General features: G+C 73.9%; 16 protein-coding genes. 8 read left to right on the forward strand and 8 right to left on the reverse strand.

Annotated features, from left to right (window positions below):
- Positions 1 to 57: 57 nt before the first annotated feature.
- A complete protein-coding gene (locus GPA10_RS23420; RefSeq protein WP_079086459.1) occupies positions 58 to 807 on the forward strand; it encodes a fused DSP-PTPase phosphatase/NAD kinase-like protein in 750 nt (249 codons plus the stop codon).
- A gap of 171 nt (positions 808 to 978) precedes the next feature.
- On the opposite strand, the gene GPA10_RS23425 is transcribed toward GPA10_RS23420, so the two are convergent.
- From GPA10_RS23425 to GPA10_RS23435, 3 genes are all read right to left on the reverse strand, one after another.
- Complete coding sequence (locus GPA10_RS23425) at positions 979 to 2,010, reverse strand: GNAT family N-acetyltransferase (RefSeq protein WP_343041253.1); 1,032 nt, start codon at positions 2,008 to 2,010, stop codon at positions 979 to 981.
- Between the two features lie 246 nt (positions 2,011 to 2,256).
- Positions 2,257 to 3,054 (reverse strand): arylamine N-acetyltransferase family protein, encoded by a 798-nt coding sequence (locus tag GPA10_RS23430; protein ID WP_157167220.1) that lies wholly within the window; start codon positions 3,052 to 3,054, stop codon positions 2,257 to 2,259.
- Positions 3,055 to 3,302: 248 nt separating this feature from the next.
- Positions 3,303 to 4,217 (reverse strand): helix-turn-helix domain-containing protein, encoded by a 915-nt coding sequence (locus GPA10_RS23435; protein ID WP_157167221.1) that lies wholly within the window; start codon positions 4,215 to 4,217, stop codon positions 3,303 to 3,305.
- Between the two features lie 101 nt (positions 4,218 to 4,318).
- On the opposite strand from GPA10_RS23435, the gene GPA10_RS23440 reads away from it, so the two are divergent.
- The gene (locus GPA10_RS23440) at positions 4,319 to 5,362 is read left to right on the forward strand and encodes an MBL fold metallo-hydrolase (RefSeq protein ID WP_157167222.1); all 1,044 of its coding nucleotides are present in this window, start codon (positions 4,319 to 4,321) and stop codon (positions 5,360 to 5,362) included.
- Between the two features lie 59 nt (positions 5,363 to 5,421).
- On the forward strand, positions 5,422 to 6,918 hold the full coding sequence (locus GPA10_RS23445; protein WP_343041254.1) for a carboxylesterase/lipase family protein: 1,497 nt from the start codon (positions 5,422 to 5,424) through the stop codon (positions 6,916 to 6,918).
- A 115-nt stretch (positions 6,919 to 7,033) separates the two neighbouring features.
- On the opposite strand, the gene GPA10_RS23450 is transcribed toward GPA10_RS23445, so the two are convergent.
- Positions 7,034 to 7,639 carry a TetR/AcrR family transcriptional regulator gene (locus GPA10_RS23450; RefSeq protein WP_058851080.1) on the reverse strand — a complete coding sequence of 202 codons (606 nt, stop codon included), beginning with the start codon at positions 7,637 to 7,639 and terminating at the stop codon, positions 7,034 to 7,036.
- A gap of 158 nt (positions 7,640 to 7,797) precedes the next feature.
- On the opposite strand from GPA10_RS23450, the gene GPA10_RS23455 reads away from it, so the two are divergent.
- Positions 7,798 to 8,022, forward strand: coding sequence for a hypothetical protein (locus GPA10_RS23455; RefSeq protein WP_198351678.1), 225 nt, complete (start codon positions 7,798 to 7,800; stop codon positions 8,020 to 8,022).
- A 56-nt stretch (positions 8,023 to 8,078) separates the two neighbouring features.
- Positions 8,079 to 9,140 carry a hypothetical protein gene (locus GPA10_RS23460; protein WP_425505805.1) on the forward strand — a complete coding sequence of 354 codons (1,062 nt, stop codon included), beginning with the start codon at positions 8,079 to 8,081 and terminating at the stop codon, positions 9,138 to 9,140.
- Between the two features lie 86 nt (positions 9,141 to 9,226).
- Here GPA10_RS23460 and GPA10_RS23465 read toward each other — a convergent pair whose 3' ends face one another.
- Together GPA10_RS23465 and GPA10_RS23470 are read right to left on the reverse strand one after the other, a co-directional pair.
- The gene (locus tag GPA10_RS23465) at positions 9,227 to 10,597 is read right to left on the reverse strand and encodes an SLC13 family permease (protein ID WP_157167226.1); all 1,371 of its coding nucleotides are present in this window, start codon (positions 10,595 to 10,597) and stop codon (positions 9,227 to 9,229) included.
- Between the two features lie 532 nt (positions 10,598 to 11,129).
- Positions 11,130 to 11,897 carry an IclR family transcriptional regulator gene (locus GPA10_RS23470; protein ID WP_343041255.1) on the reverse strand — a complete coding sequence of 256 codons (768 nt, stop codon included), beginning with the start codon at positions 11,895 to 11,897 and terminating at the stop codon, positions 11,130 to 11,132.
- Positions 11,898 to 11,995: 98 nt separating this feature from the next.
- Here GPA10_RS23470 and GPA10_RS23475 point away from each other — a divergent pair, with 98 nt between their 5' ends.
- Both GPA10_RS23475 and GPA10_RS23480 read left to right on the forward strand, forming a co-directional pair.
- On the forward strand, positions 11,996 to 13,162 hold the full coding sequence (locus tag GPA10_RS23475) for a pyridoxal-phosphate-dependent aminotransferase family protein (RefSeq protein ID WP_157167227.1): 1,167 nt from the start codon (positions 11,996 to 11,998) through the stop codon (positions 13,160 to 13,162).
- A gap of 20 nt (positions 13,163 to 13,182) precedes the next feature.
- Positions 13,183 to 16,122: an FAD-binding and (Fe-S)-binding domain-containing protein gene (locus GPA10_RS23480; RefSeq protein ID WP_157167228.1), complete on the forward strand. Its 2,940-nt coding sequence runs from the start codon at positions 13,183 to 13,185 to the stop codon at positions 16,120 to 16,122.
- Positions 16,123 to 16,146: 24 nt separating this feature from the next.
- Here GPA10_RS23480 and GPA10_RS23485 read toward each other — a convergent pair whose 3' ends face one another.
- A complete protein-coding gene (locus tag GPA10_RS23485; RefSeq protein WP_157167229.1) occupies positions 16,147 to 16,746 on the reverse strand; it encodes a MarR family winged helix-turn-helix transcriptional regulator in 600 nt (199 codons plus the stop codon).
- Positions 16,747 to 16,816: 70 nt separating this feature from the next.
- Here GPA10_RS23485 and GPA10_RS23490 point away from each other — a divergent pair, with 70 nt between their 5' ends.
- Positions 16,817 to 17,536, forward strand: coding sequence for an SDR family NAD(P)-dependent oxidoreductase (locus GPA10_RS23490; protein ID WP_157167230.1), 720 nt, complete (start codon positions 16,817 to 16,819; stop codon positions 17,534 to 17,536).
- 45 nt (positions 17,537 to 17,581) lie between these two features.
- On the opposite strand, the gene GPA10_RS23495 is transcribed toward GPA10_RS23490, so the two are convergent.
- The gene (locus GPA10_RS23495; protein ID WP_157167369.1) at positions 17,582 to 18,190 is read right to left on the reverse strand and encodes a TetR/AcrR family transcriptional regulator; all 609 of its coding nucleotides are present in this window, start codon (positions 18,188 to 18,190) and stop codon (positions 17,582 to 17,584) included.
- Positions 18,191 to 18,273 lie beyond the last annotated feature (83 nt).

The following is an 18,273-nucleotide window of genomic DNA, read 5'->3' on the forward strand; positions in this document are numbered from 1 at the left end:
TCCCCTCCCCGCCCCGTCCCGGCGTGCTCCCGTACGCACGCCTTTGGTGGTGACCGCTTGCTGTCCGCTGCCACACCCGCTCGGGCGGTCGCCGCGTGCGCCGCCCTGCTCGCCTCCGTACGTGCCCTCGGCTCCCGGGCGCGCGTCCGGCCGAGGCCCCGGCGTCCGCTCCCGCGCCGGGTCCTGAAGACCCTGGGCCTGTGCGTCCTCGGCTACACGGTGTTCTGGCTCACGTCGGCACTCGGCGTCCTCGCCGTGTCGGCCTGGGCCGGCGCACACGCCCCGGACGACCGCGAACTGGCGGGCATCCGCCACTTTCAGCAGGTCGACGACCGGCTCTGGCGCGGCTCCGCGCCCTCCGCCGAGGGATATCGCGCCCTCGCCGCGCACGGCGTCCACACCGTCGTGGACCTGCGCGCGGAGAAGCTGGGCGCCGCCGCCCTCGACCGGCCGCGGCGCGCCGGGCTGCACGTCGTACGGATGCCGATCCGCGACGGGCAGACCCCCGACGGCCGTCAGGTCGACGACTTCCTGCGCGTCGTCGCGGACGCGGAAGGACCGGTCTTCGTGCACTGCGGCGCGGGCGTCGGCCGCACCGGGTCGATGAGCGCCGCCTACCTGGTGCGTACTGGGCAGGCCACACCGGGGCAGGCGGCGCTGCGCACGGTGGCCGTCGGGCCGCCTTCCCTGGAGCAGATCTACTACGTGCTCAGCGCCGACCGGCACGCGAGCAGGCAGCCACCGGACGTCGTCTCCCTGATCAGCCGGATCGCGGACGCGCCCCGACGGATCAAGGCCTCGCTCTGAACCGCGGTGTCGCCCCGAACCGGGTGTCGCCCCGAACCGGGTGTTGCTCCGAACCGGGTGTTGCTCCAAGGCCGAAGCGGGTGTCGTTCCGAAGCGGGGCGTCGCTCCGAACCACCGGGCCGCCGTCGGTATCACCGGCGGTCGTCGAGCGCGCCGCCGCGCCGCGCGCCCTCAGACGCCGGACCGGCTGGCGTGCCGCCGCGCGTGCTCCGCAGCGACCCGCTCGGGCACCGCGTCGAGCACCCGCTTCTCGAGGAGCGCGGCGGCGAACCGACCGCCGACGCCGCCGTCCTTGGACGGCTGCTCGCCGACGACCTCGTACCCCGCCGACGCGTAGTAGGCCCGCAGCCGCGGGTTGTTGGCGCGGCAGTCCAGGCGGCACAGGCCGCGGCCCGCGGCGCGGACACGGCGTTCGGCGTGGGCGAGCATGCGGCGTCCGGTGCCCGCGGGGGCGGTGGCGCGGTCCGTCATCAGGCGGTGGACGTAGCCGGCGACGGGCGGCTGCGGGCCCCAGGCCGCCGGGTCGTCCCACCACAGCTCCCAGGCGCCCGCGACCGGACCGTCGGGGCCGAGCGTCGCGATCCACAGCTCGCTGTCCGCGAGCCGCGCCCGGAAGTGCTCCTCGCCGAGCTCGCCCGGCTTCCACTGGGCGATGCCCTGCGCGATCTGCCAGCGGGCCGCCTCGTCGCGCAGCCGCACGAGCACCGGGATGTCGGCCTCGACCCCGCGCCGGAACGCCAGCTCCGCCCCCGCGGCGGGTTCGAGCAGCCTGCGGCGCAGCGCGGCGCTCACCAACTCGTCGTCGGCGCCGAGCACCTGGGCGGCGTACGCGCGCAGCGACCCGTACCGCTCGGTCGTGCGGGCATGGGCGAAGTCCTGGACGATGTCGGTCTCGGCGACGCCGAGGAGGGCGAGAACGAGGGCGGCGAGAAGTTCCGTGCGGTCCTCGTCGGCGGGGCAGTGGAACACCACCGGCTCCGACTCCTCGGCGGCGATCAGCTCCAGGGCGCGGCGCAGCTCCCGGACGCCGTCCTCGTAGTGGTGCGCGTCGCGGAGGTGGTGGTGGGCGAACGGCGGATGCTCGGGGACACGCGCGTCGGACCGGTACAGCTGCCCACGGCGCACCGTACGGCCGTCCTCGGTGACATGGCCGCCCACGTCACGGAAGTCGTGCAGCCGCTCGAATGATATGTGGCTCTTCACAGTGCGGCAGCCTACGTCCGTGGAGCCGGTGCTTGCCGCGATGAACGTCACCGCCCCCGCGCGCGTGCGCTTTGCGGCAAAAGGTCTGGACAGAGCGGGGCACTCCGTGCTCCGTGCCGTGTCATGTCGCAAGGACGGCACGGGACGGGGGCGGAGTCCGGAGCAGGACGGAGACGGAGCCGGGAACAGGGCGGGAGGAGTCCGCAGCGGGACACGGGCGGAACACGGGCGGGGCACGGGCGGGGACTACCGGCCGCCGATCCGCACCGGCTCGGCCACCCTCGGCGCCCGGTCGAGGGTGACGCCGAAGTGGTTCTCGTACGCGGCGATGACCTCCTCGTCCGTGGCCAGCTCCGTGACCTCGCGCTCGCCGCCGGTGGTGACCGTGAGCTTGTTCCCGCTCAGAGTGACGCGGCCCGTCGGCGTGACGAGGGAGCACACCAGGGACTGGGTGAAGTGCGACTTCGGCGACGTGCGGTGGTACCAGGCACCGGCACCGAAGTCCGCGAGCGCGCGCGGCCGCTGGTCGACGACGTACTGCGGTCGGCCGTCCTTGAGGACGTCCAGGTCGCCGCCCGGCGCCGGGGCGATGCGGAACGTGCCGCCGGGGTCGGTCTGCTCGCCGCGTTCCGCGAAGTCCAGCGGGAGGTGGCTGTGGGTGCCGAAGCCGACATCGGCGAGCCAGTCGCCGCCGTCCTCGGTGCCCACCCGCAGCGCCAGGTGGTCGTAGGGGATGCCCGGCCGGCCGTCGTCGCCGTACACCCGGGCCTGGAGGAGGGTGACCTCGAAGCCGAGCGCGGCGAGGAGCGCGGCGAAGGCGCCGTTGAGTTCGTAGCAGAAGCCGCCCCTGTGCCCGTCGACGATCTTCGCCAGGAGGTCCTTCTCCGTGAGGTCGACCTCCTCGCCCAGGTGGATGGAGAGGTTCTCGAAGGGGACGCTGCGCAGATGCGCGAGGTGCAGTGCGCGCAGGGCCCGAGCGGTGGGGGCCGCCGGTCGCTCGACGCCGATGCGCCGCAGGTAGGCGGCTGTCCGTGCGGTATCCATGGGGCAAGTCTCGCGGTCGGTCGCGCGAGGGGCCACCGACCACGGACGGGCGCCCTGCCGTCCCGCGGTCCTAGACCTCCCGTCCGGCGGTCCTGGACCTCTCCGTCCGGCGGTCCTAGGCCCCCCTTCGCCCGGCGGCCCTGGGTCCCCGTGCCGTGATCCCGGGCGCCCGCGCGGCGGTCTCGAAGAGCGGCAGCAGTTCCTCCGGCTTGCGGACCCCCACCGCCGACGACCGCCGTGCCGCCAACCTAGCGGGCTCCACCCGCACATGATCGTTCGAAGGCCACGGGAGCCACGGGGGCCACGGGGGCGGCCGGGGCGCCGCGGTCGGCGAGCAGTGCGAGGGCCGCGCGGGAGGGGGACCCCGGAGCGGTGTGCGCGACCACGACGCTCTGGTCGTCCCCGGTGCGCAGGGCCTGCTGCGTGACCGTGACGGCGCCGATCAGTGGATGGTGCATGGTGTGCGGGGCGGCGTCGCAGGCCCGCACCTGGTGGGCCGCCCACATCGCGCTGAACTCGGGGCTCTTCATGGTGAGTTCGCCGATGAGGGAGGCGAGCCTGGCGTCGTCGGGGTGGCGGCCGACGACCTCGCGCAGGTTGGCGACCACGGACCGTGCCTTCGTCTCCCAGTCCGCGTACAGCGCCCGCATGTCGGGGTCGAGGAAGACCAGCGCGGCCATGTTGGGGCGGGTCGGCGCGCGGTCGGGCCCGTCGGCCGGGAGGTGGGAGGCGAAGAGCGCGTGGCCCAGGGCGTTCCAGGCGAGGATGTCGGTGCGGCGGCCGAGGACGACCGCGGGGACACCGGCGAGTGCGTCGAGGAGATGGCGGGTGGCGTCACCTACGTGTTCCGGGGGCGGGCGGCGCAGGCCCTTCCGTGCCCGCGCGGCCCCGGCGCCCAGGTCGTGCAGGTGCCTGCGCTCCGACTCGTCCAGGCCGAGCGCGCGGGCGAGGGCGTCGAGGACCGCGGGCGACGCGTTGTGCGACTGCCCCTGTTCGAGCCGGGTGTAGTACGAGGCGCTGACGCCCGCGAGCAGGGCAAGCTCCTCCCTGCGCAGACCCGGCACGCGGCGCCGGTCGCCGTAGGTCTTCAGGCCGATGTCGTCGGGCCGCACCCGTGACCTGCGGGCCTGAAGGAAAACGCCGAGCTGGCTCTGTCCGTCCATACGGTCCAGTATCGACCCGGTACGGGCGGGGAGCCTGACCCTGCGAGGGGTAGGCAGCGGCGGGTGTGGCTGCGCCCGCGGGCCCGCCGCACGCTGGGCCCATGACACGCACAGCGAACCGGCCGACGACGGACACGGCCGCTCACCAGCGGCAGCGGACCGTCGACCACCTCCAGATCGGCGAGGTCTCCGTGACCCGCGTCCTGGAGTACTACGGCCCCGTGGACCTGACCCCCGCCGACTTCTTCCCCGGCATCCCCGACCGCGCCTGGGAGGGCGAGGGCGCCGCCTGGCTGCGCCCGGACTTCCTGAACAGCACCCCCGACGCTTCCGGCACCCCCGACGCTTCCGGCACCCCCGACGCCCCCGGCGTCGTCCAGTCCGCCATCCAGACCTGGCTCCTGCGCAGCGACGGCAGGACCATCTTGATCGACACCGGCGTCGGCAACCACAAGGAGCGCCCTTACAGCCCGGTCTGGAGTCACCGGAACACCGGCTTTCTGGACCGCCTCGCCGCCGCGGGCGTCGCTCCGCAGGACGTCGACGTCGTCGTGAACACCCATCTCCATGTGGACCACGTGGGCTGGAACACCCGCCTGGAGGACCGCGACTGGGTCCCGACGTTCCCGAACGCCGTCTATCTGATGGCCAGGGACGACTTCGACTTCTGGAATCCGGCGAACGGGCACCGCAGCGTCCTCGGCCGGGGCAACCAGAACGTGTTCGAGGACAGCGTCGCCCCCGTCCACCGCGAGGGCCGGGCCCTGCTGTGGGAGGGCGGCCACCGCATCGACGCCCACCTGCGCCTCGACCTGGCCCCGGGCCACACCCCGGGCTCCTGCGTCGTGACCCTGGAGTCCGGCACGGACCGTGCCCTGTTCGTCGGGGACCTGATGCACAGCCCGGCGCAGGTGCTCCACCCGGACTGCAACAGCTGCTTCTGCGAGGACCCGGCGACCGCCCGCGCCACCCGCAGACGGCTCCTCGGCCGGGCCGCCGACCAGGGCGCCCTGCTCTTCCCCGCTCACTTCGGCGGGCACGGCGCCCTCGAAGTGACCCGCACGGCGGACGCGTTCGCCATCAAGGGCTGGGCCCCCTTCGGCCGTGCCACCCGCCAGGACACGACGGGGGAGGGCCGGCGATGACGACGCGTCCCCGGATCGGGACGACGACACACCCCGTGACCCAGACAACGACACACCCCGTGACCCAGAAGACGACACACCCCGTGATCGAGACGACGAAGCACCCCGTGATCGACACGTCCAAGGGCCCGGTACGCGGTTCCGTACGGGACGGTGTCGCCGCCTTCCTCGGCATCCCCTACGCCGCGCCCCCGCTCGGCGCCGCCCGCTTCGCCGCGCCGGAGCCGCACGCGCCGTGGCACGGCACCCGCGACGCCACCACACCGGGGCCGACCGCCCCGCAGGGCGAACGCCGCCTCGGCTCACTCGACATGGCGCCCTACTTCGGGCCCGGCTGGATCCGCGGGGACGACTACCTCACCGTCGACGTGCGCGCCCCGGCCGCACCCGCCGCCCGGCCCCTGCCCGTCCTCGTCTTCGTCCACGGCGGTGGCTTCGTCGCCGGCTCCACCCGGGCGGCCCTGTACGACGGCTCGGCGCTCGCCAGGGACGGAGCGGTCCTGGTGACCCTCAACTACCGCCTGGGAGTGACCGGGTTCCTCGACCTGCCGGGGGCGCCCGCGAACCGCGGTCTCCTGGACGTGCTCGCCGCGCTGCGCTGGGTGCGGGACGAGATCGCCGCGTTCGGCGGCGACCCGGGCGCCGTGACCGTGTTCGGGCAGTCCGCCGGTGCCACGCTCGTCGCCGCGCTGCTCGCGGACCCGGCGGCCGAGGGACTCTTCCGCCGGGCCGTGGTGCAGAGCGGCAGCGGACTCGGCGCCTTCCACCCGGAGCAGGCCGCCCGGGTCACGGAGGCAGCCGCGCGGGCGCTCGGCGTCGCCCCGGACGCGGGCGCCTTCGCCGCCGTCCCCGACGAACGCCTCGTCGGGGTGGTGCCGGACCTCACGGGCCTCGACCTGCGCACCGCCACCCGCCCCGACCCGCTCGTCGGCCTCAGCCCGCTCGCCCCCGTCCTGGCCGAACAGGCCGCGCACACCCTCGCCGCCCGCACCGGACCGCTCGACGTCGACCTCCTCGTCGGCACCACCGCGCAGGAGGGCAATCTCTACCTCGTACCGCAGGGCGCGTACGCCGCGTCGACGGCGGCCGACGTCGAGGCGACCGCGGCCCGGTCGCGTCGGCGGCCCGCGGAACTCCTCGCCGCCGTACGCGCGTCCGCCCGCCCCGACGCGTCCGCCGCCGAGCTGCGGTCCGCCATCCTGTCCGAGGCGCTGTTCGGGGCGGGCAGCAGGGCCCTGGCCGACGCCCACGCGGCCAAGGCCCCCTCCCGGGTCCACCGTTACGAGTTCACGTGGCGCTCGCCCGCGGTCGGCGGGCTGCTCGGTGCCGCCCACACCGTCGAGCTGCCCTTCGTCTTCGGCCGGACGGACCTGCCCGAGCTGTACGGCGACGCGGGCCTGCTCGGCCCGGCACCGGAACCGTCCGCCAAGGCCGCGCTGGCGGAGCTGTCCTCGTGGACGCGCGCGGCCTGGATCCGCTTCGCCGCGACCGGCGACCCGGGCTGGGCCCCGTACGACGGCACGGACGGGACGGTCCGGCGCATCGGCGCGGCCTGACGGCGAGCGCGCCCCCGCTGCACCACCGCGTCCGACTCCGCCCGCTGGGCGGCGGGCACCGACCCGGCCGCGGCACCAGCGGTGGCGGTCCGGCGGGGCCCGCGGTCGTCGCTCGTCATCGGGGTGGCGCCGCGAGGCCTTCGGCGTACCGGGACAGCAGGTCGTGCGCGGACTCCGGGGTGCGGTGGCCGACCAGGACGTGCGCGGTGAGGCCGTCGGCGAGGGCGAGCAGGGTGCGGGCCGCAAGCTCCGGGTCGGCGTCCGCGCGGAACTCGCCGGTGTCCTTGCCGTAGCCGATCAGCCACACCAGCAGGTCGTGCAGATCGGTGTACGTCTGGCACAGCACGGCGGCGAGCGGTTCGCTCACCGCGGCGTGCGCCACGAACGCCAGCCAGACCTGGGCGTCGGTGCGGTCCTCGGGGTCCGCGAGCGCGATCGCCGACAGGGTGCGCGCCAGGAGCGTCGCGGCGGAGCGGGGCTCCGGCGACTGCGCGAGGCGGGTGTGGGCGCGCGCGCCCACCCGGGCCGAGATGTGCTCCAGGGCGAAGAGCAGCATCTCGTCCTTGGTGCGGAAGCAGCGCTGCACCGCCCCCATGGAGACCCCGGCGTCCGCGGCGACATCGCGCAGGCTGACCGCCTCCATGCCGGATCGCGCGATCAGGGAGCACACCGAGTCCGCGATCCGGCGCCGCCGCTCCTCGTAGTCCACCTGCTTGGGCACGCCGGTGTCCCTTCGCTGTCGGGCACCCGTGCGCCCTCGTTCCGATGCAGTTGCATCATATCGCTGCCGCATGCATGATCTCCGTGGCGGCCGTAGTGATGCGACTGCATCGGAACGATGTGAAACGAAACGGAATGCAGAAAAAGGGGGAGGGCTTGATGCTGCTCTTCGGTGCGATCTTGTTCGTGCAGGGCTTCGGCTCCGCGGTGACGGACTCCGGGTGGGGGGTGAGCTTCGGAGTCGCCGCCCTGCTCAGGGAGGCCGGGATGCCCCGGTGGGGCGACCTGGTGATCGGCGGGACGGGGTGTGTGTTCCTGGCCCTGGGCGCGTGGCGCCGCCTCGCGGCCCGGCGCGATCCGGTGGAAAGCAGGAGCAACACGTAGATATAGGCTGTGCGTTCTGCTTCTTGTCGGCCCGTGACCCACCCGGAGAGTACTCAGTGACCGTAGCGACCGCCGCTCCCGAAGCCGCCGAGGCCGCCGCACCGGCCGACGTCGGGGAACTGCCTTCCGCGGACGAGCTCGTGGCGCGCGACGCCCGCGAGTTCGGAGCCTACGCGCGCACCGGCGGCTGGACCTTCGGCCTGAAGGTGGCCCGCAGCGTCCGCCCCGGCGGACAGCCCGCCGAGGGCACGCCGAAGCTGTCCGCGAAGGCCTTCGCGGAGCTCGCAGGATGCTCCGCGGACCGCGTCATGCGCTTCTACAAGGCGTGGGACAAGGCGGCGGACGACGGCCTCGTGCCGCACTTCGAGGCCCTCGCCCCCGGCCAGGACGTCGAACTCCCCGACGCCGACGTGTGGCTGACGTACTACGTGTCGCGCTCCGGCGCGGACTCCGCGCGCGGTACCGCCATCACCGCCGCCGCCGAGGCGGAGGGCATCCGCCCGACCAAGGCCCTGGAGGTCGCCGAGAACCCCACCGCGCTGCGCGCCGCGATCCTCGCCGACCCCGGCACCGCGCAGGCCGCCCGGCACGCGCTCCTCGACCGCCTCAAGGAGGACCCGGCGCTCCAGACGGAGCTGGCCCGCGACATCGCCCGCACCGACGAGCTGAAGAAGGCCGTGGCCGGCGAGGCCAGGGCCGCGGACCGCATCGAGTACGTCCGCAAGGTCGCCGAGGAGGGCCAGATCCGCACCCCCGCCGGACAGACCCTCGACGCCCCGGCCGCCCTGCGCGCCGAGGCCGAGCGGCACCTGACGCTGCTCGACGAGCTCGACGACTCCGAGGAGGCCGGGGAGTGGGCGACGGAGGCGTACGACACGGTGAAGGGCCTCGTCGCCGAGACCGTCGAGTCCGACCCCGAACTCCGCGTCCAGGAGCGGCGCACGAAGTTCTACAGCAGCCTCCAGAAGGCCACCAAGGTCTTCGAGGAGCTGACCCTCGACGACGCCGCCGACTTCGACGACATCTACGAGGACGACATGGTGCAGCGCCTCGAAGAGCTCCAGCAGGCCATCCACACCTGCATCACGGCCCTGCGGAAGGCGTCCGCCGCGCACTGACTCACCGGCCCGCGGCCCCGGCCCGCGGCCCCGGCCCGCGGCCCCCACCCGGAGCCGCAGCCCGGAGCCGCAGCCCGTGCGTCGTACTAGCCCTGACCCGGCACCACGAACAGCGCCCAGGTGGCGAGCGGCACCAGGAGCGCCATCGAGAGTCCCCACTTCATGAGGGCGCCGAACACCTGCGGGCGCACGTCCTCGGGCGCGTTGGCGGTGACCAGCGCGCCGCTGGTGGACAGCGGCGAGGAGTCCACGACCGACGAGGACACGGCGAGGGCGATGATCAGCCCGACCGTGCTGACGTCACCGGCCAGCAGGAACGGCACGGCGAGCGGGATCAGGGCGCCCAGGATGCCGGTGGTGGAGGCGAACGCGGAGACGACGGCGCCGATCAGGCAGATCAACAGGGCGCCGAGGAGCGGCGAGTCGATCTTCGCGACGCTGTCGCCGAGCCAGTCGATGGTGCCCATGCGCTCCATCACGCCGACGAACGTGACCACGCCGCAGACGAGGAGCACGGTCGACCAGGCGCAGCGGTCCACGGCGCCCTTGGCCGAGTCGGGGTCGACGAGGGTGAGGGCGACGACCACTGTGAGTGCCATCAGGCCGACGTTGTAGTCGAGGAACAGCGCCCCGGCGACCATCCCGAGCAGCCCGAGGAGGGTCAGGACGCGGGCCCGGTCGAGGCGGAGCGCGGTGGTCTCCGTGACGGCGGGGGCGAGCGTGGCGGTGGCGGGGCCGCCGGTGTCCTGTGCGCTGCCGGTGGCGTGTGTGCCGCCGATGCCGGGTTCGCCGCCGGGCGCGCCCGGTGCGCCGGGGCTGTCGGTCACGGGGACGACGTCGTCCGCGCGCCGGCCGAGCAGGTGCCGGCCGCCGAACAGGAAGTACGCGACCACGCTGAGCGCCGCGTTGAAGAGGAAGGACGCGGCGAACAGCAGCCCCGGGTCGCCGGGCAGGTCGTTGCGCTCGACGACGCCGTTGGTGATGCTGCCGAAGACGCTGGCGGGCGAGAAGCCCCCCGCGCTCGCTCCGTTGATGACGAGCAGGCCCATCAGGAGCGGGTCGATGCGGTAGCGGACGCAGAAGCTCATGCCGATCGGGGCGATGACTCCGACCGCCGCGGGCACCACCGCGCCGACCGCGGTCAGCACCGCCGTGATGAGGAACATGACCCAGGGAATGAGGGCGATGCGGCCGCCCACGACACGCGTCGCGGCATGCACGAGCCACGCGATGGTGCCGTTGTTCTTCGCGATGGCGAAGAGGAAGGTGACGCCCACGAGGACGACGAAGAGGTCGCCCGGGAAGCCGCCGAACACGTCGTCGGCGCTCTCGTCCGCGACGGCGGAGCCGACGGCGAAGGCCGCGACGAGCGCGAGCGCGCCCATGTGGACGGAGGTGAAGGTGGACAGGGTGAACACGAGTACCAGTGCGCCGATCGCGATGAGATGGTCTGCCATGACACGTCCTCGCCTTGGGACTTCGGCCACATCGCGGGCGTGGCCGAGTGCGGGCATGCGGAAGGGACCCGTGGCGGCGTCCGGGGGCACCCGGGGGTGGCGGCGCAAGCGTGCGCAGCGGGCCGCGCCCCTGCCGTGAGCGGGCAGTCGCTCCGACCCGGACTGTCCGCAGGGTGGACATGGAGTTCCGTCATACGGAACTCCAGTGCAATGGTGGCGAGTATGTGACGGTGGTCACGCCCCGTCAAGAGGGCGCGGACACATCGGCGCAGGGGGCGCGGACGCACCGGTGTCATGGGCTGGCGCCGGGGTGGCCGTCGCCGGGGACCGCTGCGGCGAGTGCTCGGCCAGGGTCAGGGGCCGGGCCGGCGGCGGCGGGACCTGTGCCCGGGTCGGCTGGCGCGGGCCGCTCCGACGGTGGTGGGACCTGCGCCCGGATCGGCTCGCACGGGGCCAGGCCGACGGTGGCGGGACCTGTGCCCGGATGGGCTCGCGCGGGGCCGGGCCGACGGCGGCGCGACCTGTGCCCGTATCAGCTCGCGCGGGCCGCTCCGGGCGCCTGGTGGCCGAGGCTCGCGCTGATCCTCCGTGCCGCCGCGCGCACATGTCCGCCCAGCGCTTCGAGCCGCTCGCGATCGCATCTGCTGGTGGGCATGTTGATGCTCACGCTGCCGACCGGGCTCCCGTCGGGGCCGATCACAGGCGCCGCGACGGCGGACACGTCCTCGCGCCATTCGCCCAGGTTGACGGCGTATCCCCGGGTGCGGACCGCGTCGAGATCGGCGCGCAGCGCCGCCGGGTCGTCGATCGTCAGGTCCGTGTAGCGGGTCAGGCCCGCGGCCACGTACCGCTCGACGGCCTCGGGGGAGCGGGCCGAGAGGATCGCCTTGCCGTTGGCGGACGCGTGCCCCGACAGGTGCTGGCCTAGCGGCAGCACGATCCGCACCGGCTGGGTCGTCTCCAGGCGCTCGACGAGCACCACCCGGTCGCCCTCCGGCACCGCCAGGTGCACGGTCTCGTCCACGCTGCGGCGCAGCTCGTCCATCACCGGCACGGCGACGTCCCGCAGATCGAGCTCGCCCGTGGCCTGTCGTCCCACCAGGAGTGCCTTCGTGGTGAGGGACCAGCGGGTGGGCGTGGCGCCGGACTGCTTGATCCAGCCTGCCGTGTGCAGGGTGCCGAGCGCGCGCTGGACCGTGCTCTTCGGGAGCTCCATGGCCCGTGCCAGGTCACCGACGCCGACGGGCTGACGCATCGCCACCTCTTCGAGCGCGCGAAGGGTGTTGAGGACGTTCTGCACTGTTGACCCCTTCCTGTGGGGAAGCCTATGCTCCGCCGTGCCGCATCACGATACGCTGTGCCGTGTCACGGCACAAGCGTGGAGAGGAGATCCGCGCGATGACTGTCAGGACCGGACGCCACTTCCTCCAGATCCCCGGACCGACGAACGTTCCCGACCGGGTGCTCCGCGCCATGTCCGCCCCGACCCTGGACCACCGCGGACCCGAGTTCGCGGGCCTCGCCCGGCGCGTGCTCGGCGCGCTGAAGCCGGTGTTCGCCACGCCGGGCCCGGTTGTCGTCTATCCGTCCTCGGGCACCGGCGCCTGGGAGGCGGCCCTGGTGAACACGCTCAGTCCGGGCGACCGCGTGCTGTGCTTCGAGACCGGGCACTTCGCCACGCTGTGGCGGGACATGGCCCGCTCCCTCGGCCTGGAGGTGGAGTGGGTGCCCGGCGACTGGCGCCACGGCGCCTCCCCGGAGGCGGCAGCCGGCGTGCTCGCCGCCGACCCCGGCCACCGGATCAACGCCGTCTGCGTGGTGCACAACGAGACGTCCACCGGCGTCACCAGCCGCGTCCCGGAGATCCGCGCGGCCCTCGACGCCGCAGGGCACCCGGCCCTGCTCCTGGTCGACACGGTCTCCTCGCTCGGCTCCATCGAGTACCGGCACGACGACTGGGGCGTCGACGTCACCGTCACCGGGTCCCAGAAGGGCCTCATGCTGCCGCCGGGCCTCGGCTTCAACGCCGTCAGCGACAAGGCGCTCGCGGCGGCCCGCACCTCCCGGCTGCCCAAGTCCTTCTGGGACTGGACCCCGGTCATCGAGGCCAACGAGGCCGGCTTCTTCCCGTACACCCCGGCCACCAACCTCCTGTACGGACTCGACGAGGCGCTGCGCATGCTCGCCGAGGAGGGCCTCGAACAGGTCTGGCGACGGCACGCCCGGCACGCCGCCGCCACCCGTGCCGCCGTACGCGGCTGGGGTCTGGAGGTGCTGTGCGCGGACGAGCGCGAGCACTCAGGATCGCTCACCGCCGTGCTGCTGCCGGACGGCCAGGACGCCGACGCCGTACGGAAGATCGTCCTGGAGCGGTTCGACATGTCCCTGGGCACCGGGCTCGGCCGCCTCGCCGGGAAGGTCTTCCGCATCGGGCACCTCGGGCACCTCAACGACCTCACGCTCGCCGGGACCCTGGCGGGCGTGCAGATGGGCCTGGAGCTCGCCGGGATCCCGGTGGGCCCGGAGGGCCTGGCCGAGGCCCTCGACCACCTGCGTACGAACTGACGCCCAAGGGAGCGTGTCGTATGACCCTCAGCACCGAGTCCACGGAAGTCGGGAAGGGCGACGGCGGCGACGGCGGCGACGGCGGCGACCTCGCCCAGCGGTTGCGCGCCGACCTCGACGGCGAAGTGCGCTTCGACGACTACAGCCGCCACCTCTTCGCCCGCGACGCCAGCATGTACGCCATCACGCCGCTCGGCGTCGTCTTCCCGCGCCACGCCGACGACGTGCGGGCGGCCGTGGCCGCCGCGGCCGAGCACGGGGTCTCCGTGGTGCCGCGCGGCGCGGGCACCAGCCTCGCGGGCCAGACCACCGGCCCCGGCATCGTCCTCGACCTCTCCCGCCACCTGCGGCGCATCGTCGCCCTCGAACCGGACGGCCGCACCGCGCTCGTCGAACCGGGCGTCGTCCAGGACCAGTTGAACCGGGCGGCGGCCCCGCACGGCCTGATGTTCGGCCCCGACACCTCCACCAGCAACCGCGCCACCATCGGCGGCATGATCGGCAACAACTCGGCGGGCAGCGGCTCCCTCCGGTACGGCATGACCATCGACCACGTCCGCGCCCTCGACGTGGTCCTCGCCGACGCGACCACCGCCCACTTCGCACCCCTCACCGCGAAGGAGCACGCGGACCGTGCGAAGTCCGCGACCCTCGACGGCCGCATCCACCGCGAACTGCCCGCGCTCGTAACCGCGCACGCGGACGCCATAGCCGCCGGTTTCCCGGGGCACTGGCGCCGGGCGGGCGGCTACCGGCTCGACCGGCTCGCCCGCGAGGACACCCCCTTCGACCTGGCCAAGTTCGTGGTCGGCTCGGAGGGCACGCTCGCCCTGACCACCCGCGCCCTGGTGGACCTCGTCCCCAGGCCGGCGCACACGGTGTTCGCCGTCGGCCACTTCACCTCGGTCGCCGGGGCCATCGAGGCCACCCAGGACGCCCTCGCCTGCGACCCGGCCGCCGTCGAGCTGATGGACCGCACGATCCTCGACCTGTCCCGCCAGAAGATCGAGTACGCGTCGCTCTCCACCGTCCTGGAGGGCGACCCCGACGCCCTGCTCTTCGTCTCCTTCACCGGCGACGACGAACGCGAACTCATCGGCAGCGTCGAACGTCTGACGTCCCTGTGGCGCCGCCACGGCCACGGCTACCACACCCTCGCCGCGATCACCCCGGCCGACCAGGCCGCGCTGCTCAAGGTCCGCAAGTCCAGCCTCGGCCTCCTGATGGCGGCGAGCGAGGGCACCCGGCGGCCGCTGGCGTTCATCGAGGACACCGCCGTCGACCCGGTGCACCTGCCCGCGTACACGGCCAGGCTGCGGAAGGTCCTCGACCGGCACGGCCTCACGGCGGGCTTCTACGGCCACTGCTCGGTGGGCTGTCTGCACATCCGACCCTTCCTCGACGTGACGGACCCTGCGCAGCGGGACACCATGCGCGCGGTCGCCGAGGAGATCAAGGACCTCGTCACCGAGTACGGCGGGGTCAACTCCAGCGAGCACGGCGACGGCCTGGCGCGCAGCGAGTTCAACCGGGAGCTCTTCGGGGACGAGTTGTACGAGGCCATGCGGCGCGTGAAGGGGCTCTTCGACCCGGAGAACCGGCTGAACCCCGGCAAGATCGTCGACGCGCCCGCGATGACGGACCATCTGCGCGACCCGGCGCTGCCGCCCGCGCCCGCCCTGCGCACCCGGCTCGACTTCGAGGTCACCGGCGGCATGCGCGCCGCCGCCGACCGCTGCATGAACATCGGCCTGTGCCGCAAGAGCGACGTCGGCGCGATGTGCCCCTCCTACATGGCCACGCGCGACGAACAGGACTCGACGCGCGGCCGCGCGGGCGCCCTGGTCAAGGCGCTCTCCGCGCCCGACCCGCACCGGGCGCTCGGCGACGAGCGGCTGCACGAGGTCCTCGACCTGTGCCTGATGTGCAAGGCGTGCAAGAGCGAGTGCCCGCTCGGCGTCGACATGGCGTCCCTGAAGGCCGAGGCGCTCTCCCACCACCACGACGAGCACGGCATCCCGCTGCGTTCCCGGGTCTTCGGCGCCGTCCGCACCCTCAACCGCCTCGGCTCGGCGACGGCCCCGCTGTCCAACCTGCCCGGCCGCGTCCCGCTCCTGCGCCGCCTCCTGCACCGCACCCTTGGCATCACGCCGCACCGCCCGCTGCCGCGCTACACCCGCCGCAACCTGGTGCGCTGGTTCGCCCGCCGTCCCGGTACGAGGCCCGCAGCCCCCCGGGGCCCGGTGGTCCTCCTGGCCGACTCCTTCACCACGTACACGGAACCGGAGATCGGCCGGGCCGCCGTCGAACTCCTCGAACGGGCGGGCTGGGACGTGCGGCTGGAGAGCGGCGGCTGCTGCGGACGCTCCTCGATCTCCAAGGGCCTGCTCGACGACGCGGGCAACAAGGCCTTCCAACTGGTCCACCGCCTCACGGAGAGCACCCCCGCCGAGGCGCCCGTCACCGGCTGCGAACCGTCCTGCCTGATGACGCTGCGCGACGAGCACCGCGCGCTGCTGCCCCGCGACTCGGCGCGCGAGGCCGTCACCGCGCGCGTGCGCCAACTGGAGGAACTGCTCACCGAGGCCATCGACGACGGCGGGCTCACCCTGCGCACCGACTCCTGGCTGAACGGCCGCACCCTGCTCTTCCACGGCCACTGCCACCAGAAGGCAGAGGTCGGCACCGCGGCGACGGTGGCGCTGCTGCGGCGCATCCCCGGCGTCGAGGTGACCGAACTCGACGCGGGCTGCTGCGGCATGGCGGGCTCCTTCGGCTTCGAGTCCGAGCACTACGACGTGTCGATGACGGTGGGGGAGGACCGCCTGTTCCCCGCGGTGCGAGCCGCCGCCGAGGACACCGTCGTCGTCGCCACCGGCTCGTCCTGCCGCCAGCAGATCTTCCACGGCACGGAACGCGACGCCTGGCATCCGGTGCAGTTGCTGCGCGAGGCGCTGTGAGCCGCGCGCACCCGATCGCGCGCCTCAGCCCTGCCCGACGTGCCCGATCCAGTCGTCGCCGAGGCGGTCCTGCACGTCCGTGAGCAGGGTCTGGAGCAGTTCGGTGAGGGTGGCCTGCTGCTCCGGGGTCAGCCCTGTGAGCAACTCGGCGTCGCGGTGCAGGACCTGGTCGACGGTCGCCTCGACCAGGTCGTGCCCGGCGGGCGTCAGGCTCACCAGGACCGTGCGCGGACGGCCTCCGCCCCGCGCGCGGGTCACCAGGCCCTCCTGCTCGGCCCGTGCCACGCGCTGCGAGACGGCGCCCGCCGTGACCAGGGAACGGCGGCCGATCTCGCGGGTGCTGAGCGCGTACGGGGGGCCGCTGCGGCGCAACACGCTGAGCAGGTCGAGGGTGGCGGCGTCCACGCCCGCGCGGGCGAGGACGCGCCGCCTGTCGTCGCCGAACAGCTTGGCGAGCTGCCACACCGGGGTCATGATCCCGATCGAGGAGACCGGCGTCCCGGGCCGCTCGCGCTCCCAGGCGGCGGCGATCCCCTGCGCGGAGTGCGCCTCGGCCTCCGACGCGTGCGTGTCGGCGGAGTGCGCGTCGGCCTCCTCCGTGCGCGCGTCCTCGCCCCTTGCCATCGCATGCCTCCCAAGTGTTACGTTGAGGTCTAAATATAGGCCTAAACAACAGTGATTCGGAGCTCAGCATATGGCACGCACGATCCTGGTCACCGGTGGCGGCACGGGCATCGGCCGTGCGATCGCACGGCACTTCGCGGCGGAGGGCGACGGCGTCGTCGTCACCGGACGCCGCCCGGAGCCGCTGGCGGAGCTGGCCGCGGAGGCCGGAGTCTCCACCGCGGTCTGCGACCACACCGACTCCGCCGCGCTCACCCGCCTCCTCGACCGGCTGCCCGACCGGATCGACGTCCTGGTCAACAACGCGGGCGGCAACACGGACTTCGACACCGACGGCGAGCAGGACCTGGCCGCCTACGCCCGCGACTTCCGCGCCAACCTCGACGCCAACCTCGTCAGTGCGGCGCTCACCACCAGGGCCCTGGAGGACCGGCTCGCCCCCGGCGGCGCCGTCGTCCACATCGGCTCGATCGCCGCGGAACAGGCGGCTGGTTCCTACGGCGCCGCGAAGGCGGGCCTCGCCAACTGGAACATCGACCTCGCGGGCCGGCTCGGCAGCCGCGGCATCACCGCCAACGTCGTCGCGCCCGGCTACATCGCCGACACCGAGTTCTTCCGGGACAAGCTCTCCGGTGAACGGCGCGAGCAACTGGTGGCGGCCACGGCGACCGGCCGCGCCGGCACCCCCGCCGACATCGCGGGCGCCGTCGCCTTCCTCGCCTCACCGGCGGCCCGCCACCTCACCGGCCAGGTGCTGCACGTCAACGGGGGTGCTCGCGCGACGCGTTGAGGGCGACGGGGCGGAGCGGGCGCCCCTTCGCCGCTGCCGGGCCGGTCAGGCCGGTCGCCGCCCGCCGGGGTCCGGCAGCAGTTCCCGCAACAGCTCCTCGAACTCGTCGGCGGTCGGCGGCTCGTCGGCGAGCAGGGCTTGCAGGAGCAGGCCGTCGTACGCCTGGGTGAAGAGCTTGACGCGCAGCGGGTTGTCGGTGAACTCGCGGGCGAAGGCGGCGAGCGCCTCCTGCCAGCGGCGGGTCGCGGCGCGCTGCTCCGGACGGCGCGCCGCTTGCAGGCACAGCTCGAACTCCGCGAGCAGATGACCGGGCGGCGTCAGGATCCGCGCCATCAGGAGCGCGAGGGACCGCCGCTTCCCCGCGCTGTCGCCCGGCCCGGCGGCCAGCGCCTCGATGCGCGCGGAGTCCTCCTCCATGCACTGGGTCAGCGCCGCCGTCAGGAGAGCGTCGATGCTGCTGAAGTAGTACGTCGTCGCGGTCGTCGGCAACTCCGCCTCGCGGGCCACCGTGCGATGCGTGACGCCCGCGGCGCCGTCCCGGGCGATGACGCGCACCGTCGCCTCGATCAGCGCCCGGCGCCGCCGTTCCCCCTTGGCCCGTCGGCCGTCGGTGACGGCGGGACTGGTCCTCGTGTCGCTGCTCGCCTCGTTCAGGGTGCCTCTCCCTCCGCTGCCCGGTGCTCGTCGGTCGTGGCCGTGGTCCGTTCCCGCCGACGTTACCGGGTCGCCCGCCCGCA

Origin of the sequence: Streptomyces typhae (genome assembly GCF_009755605.1) — a bacterium.
Lineage (GTDB): Bacteria > Actinomycetota > Actinomycetes > Streptomycetales > Streptomycetaceae > Streptomyces > Streptomyces typhae.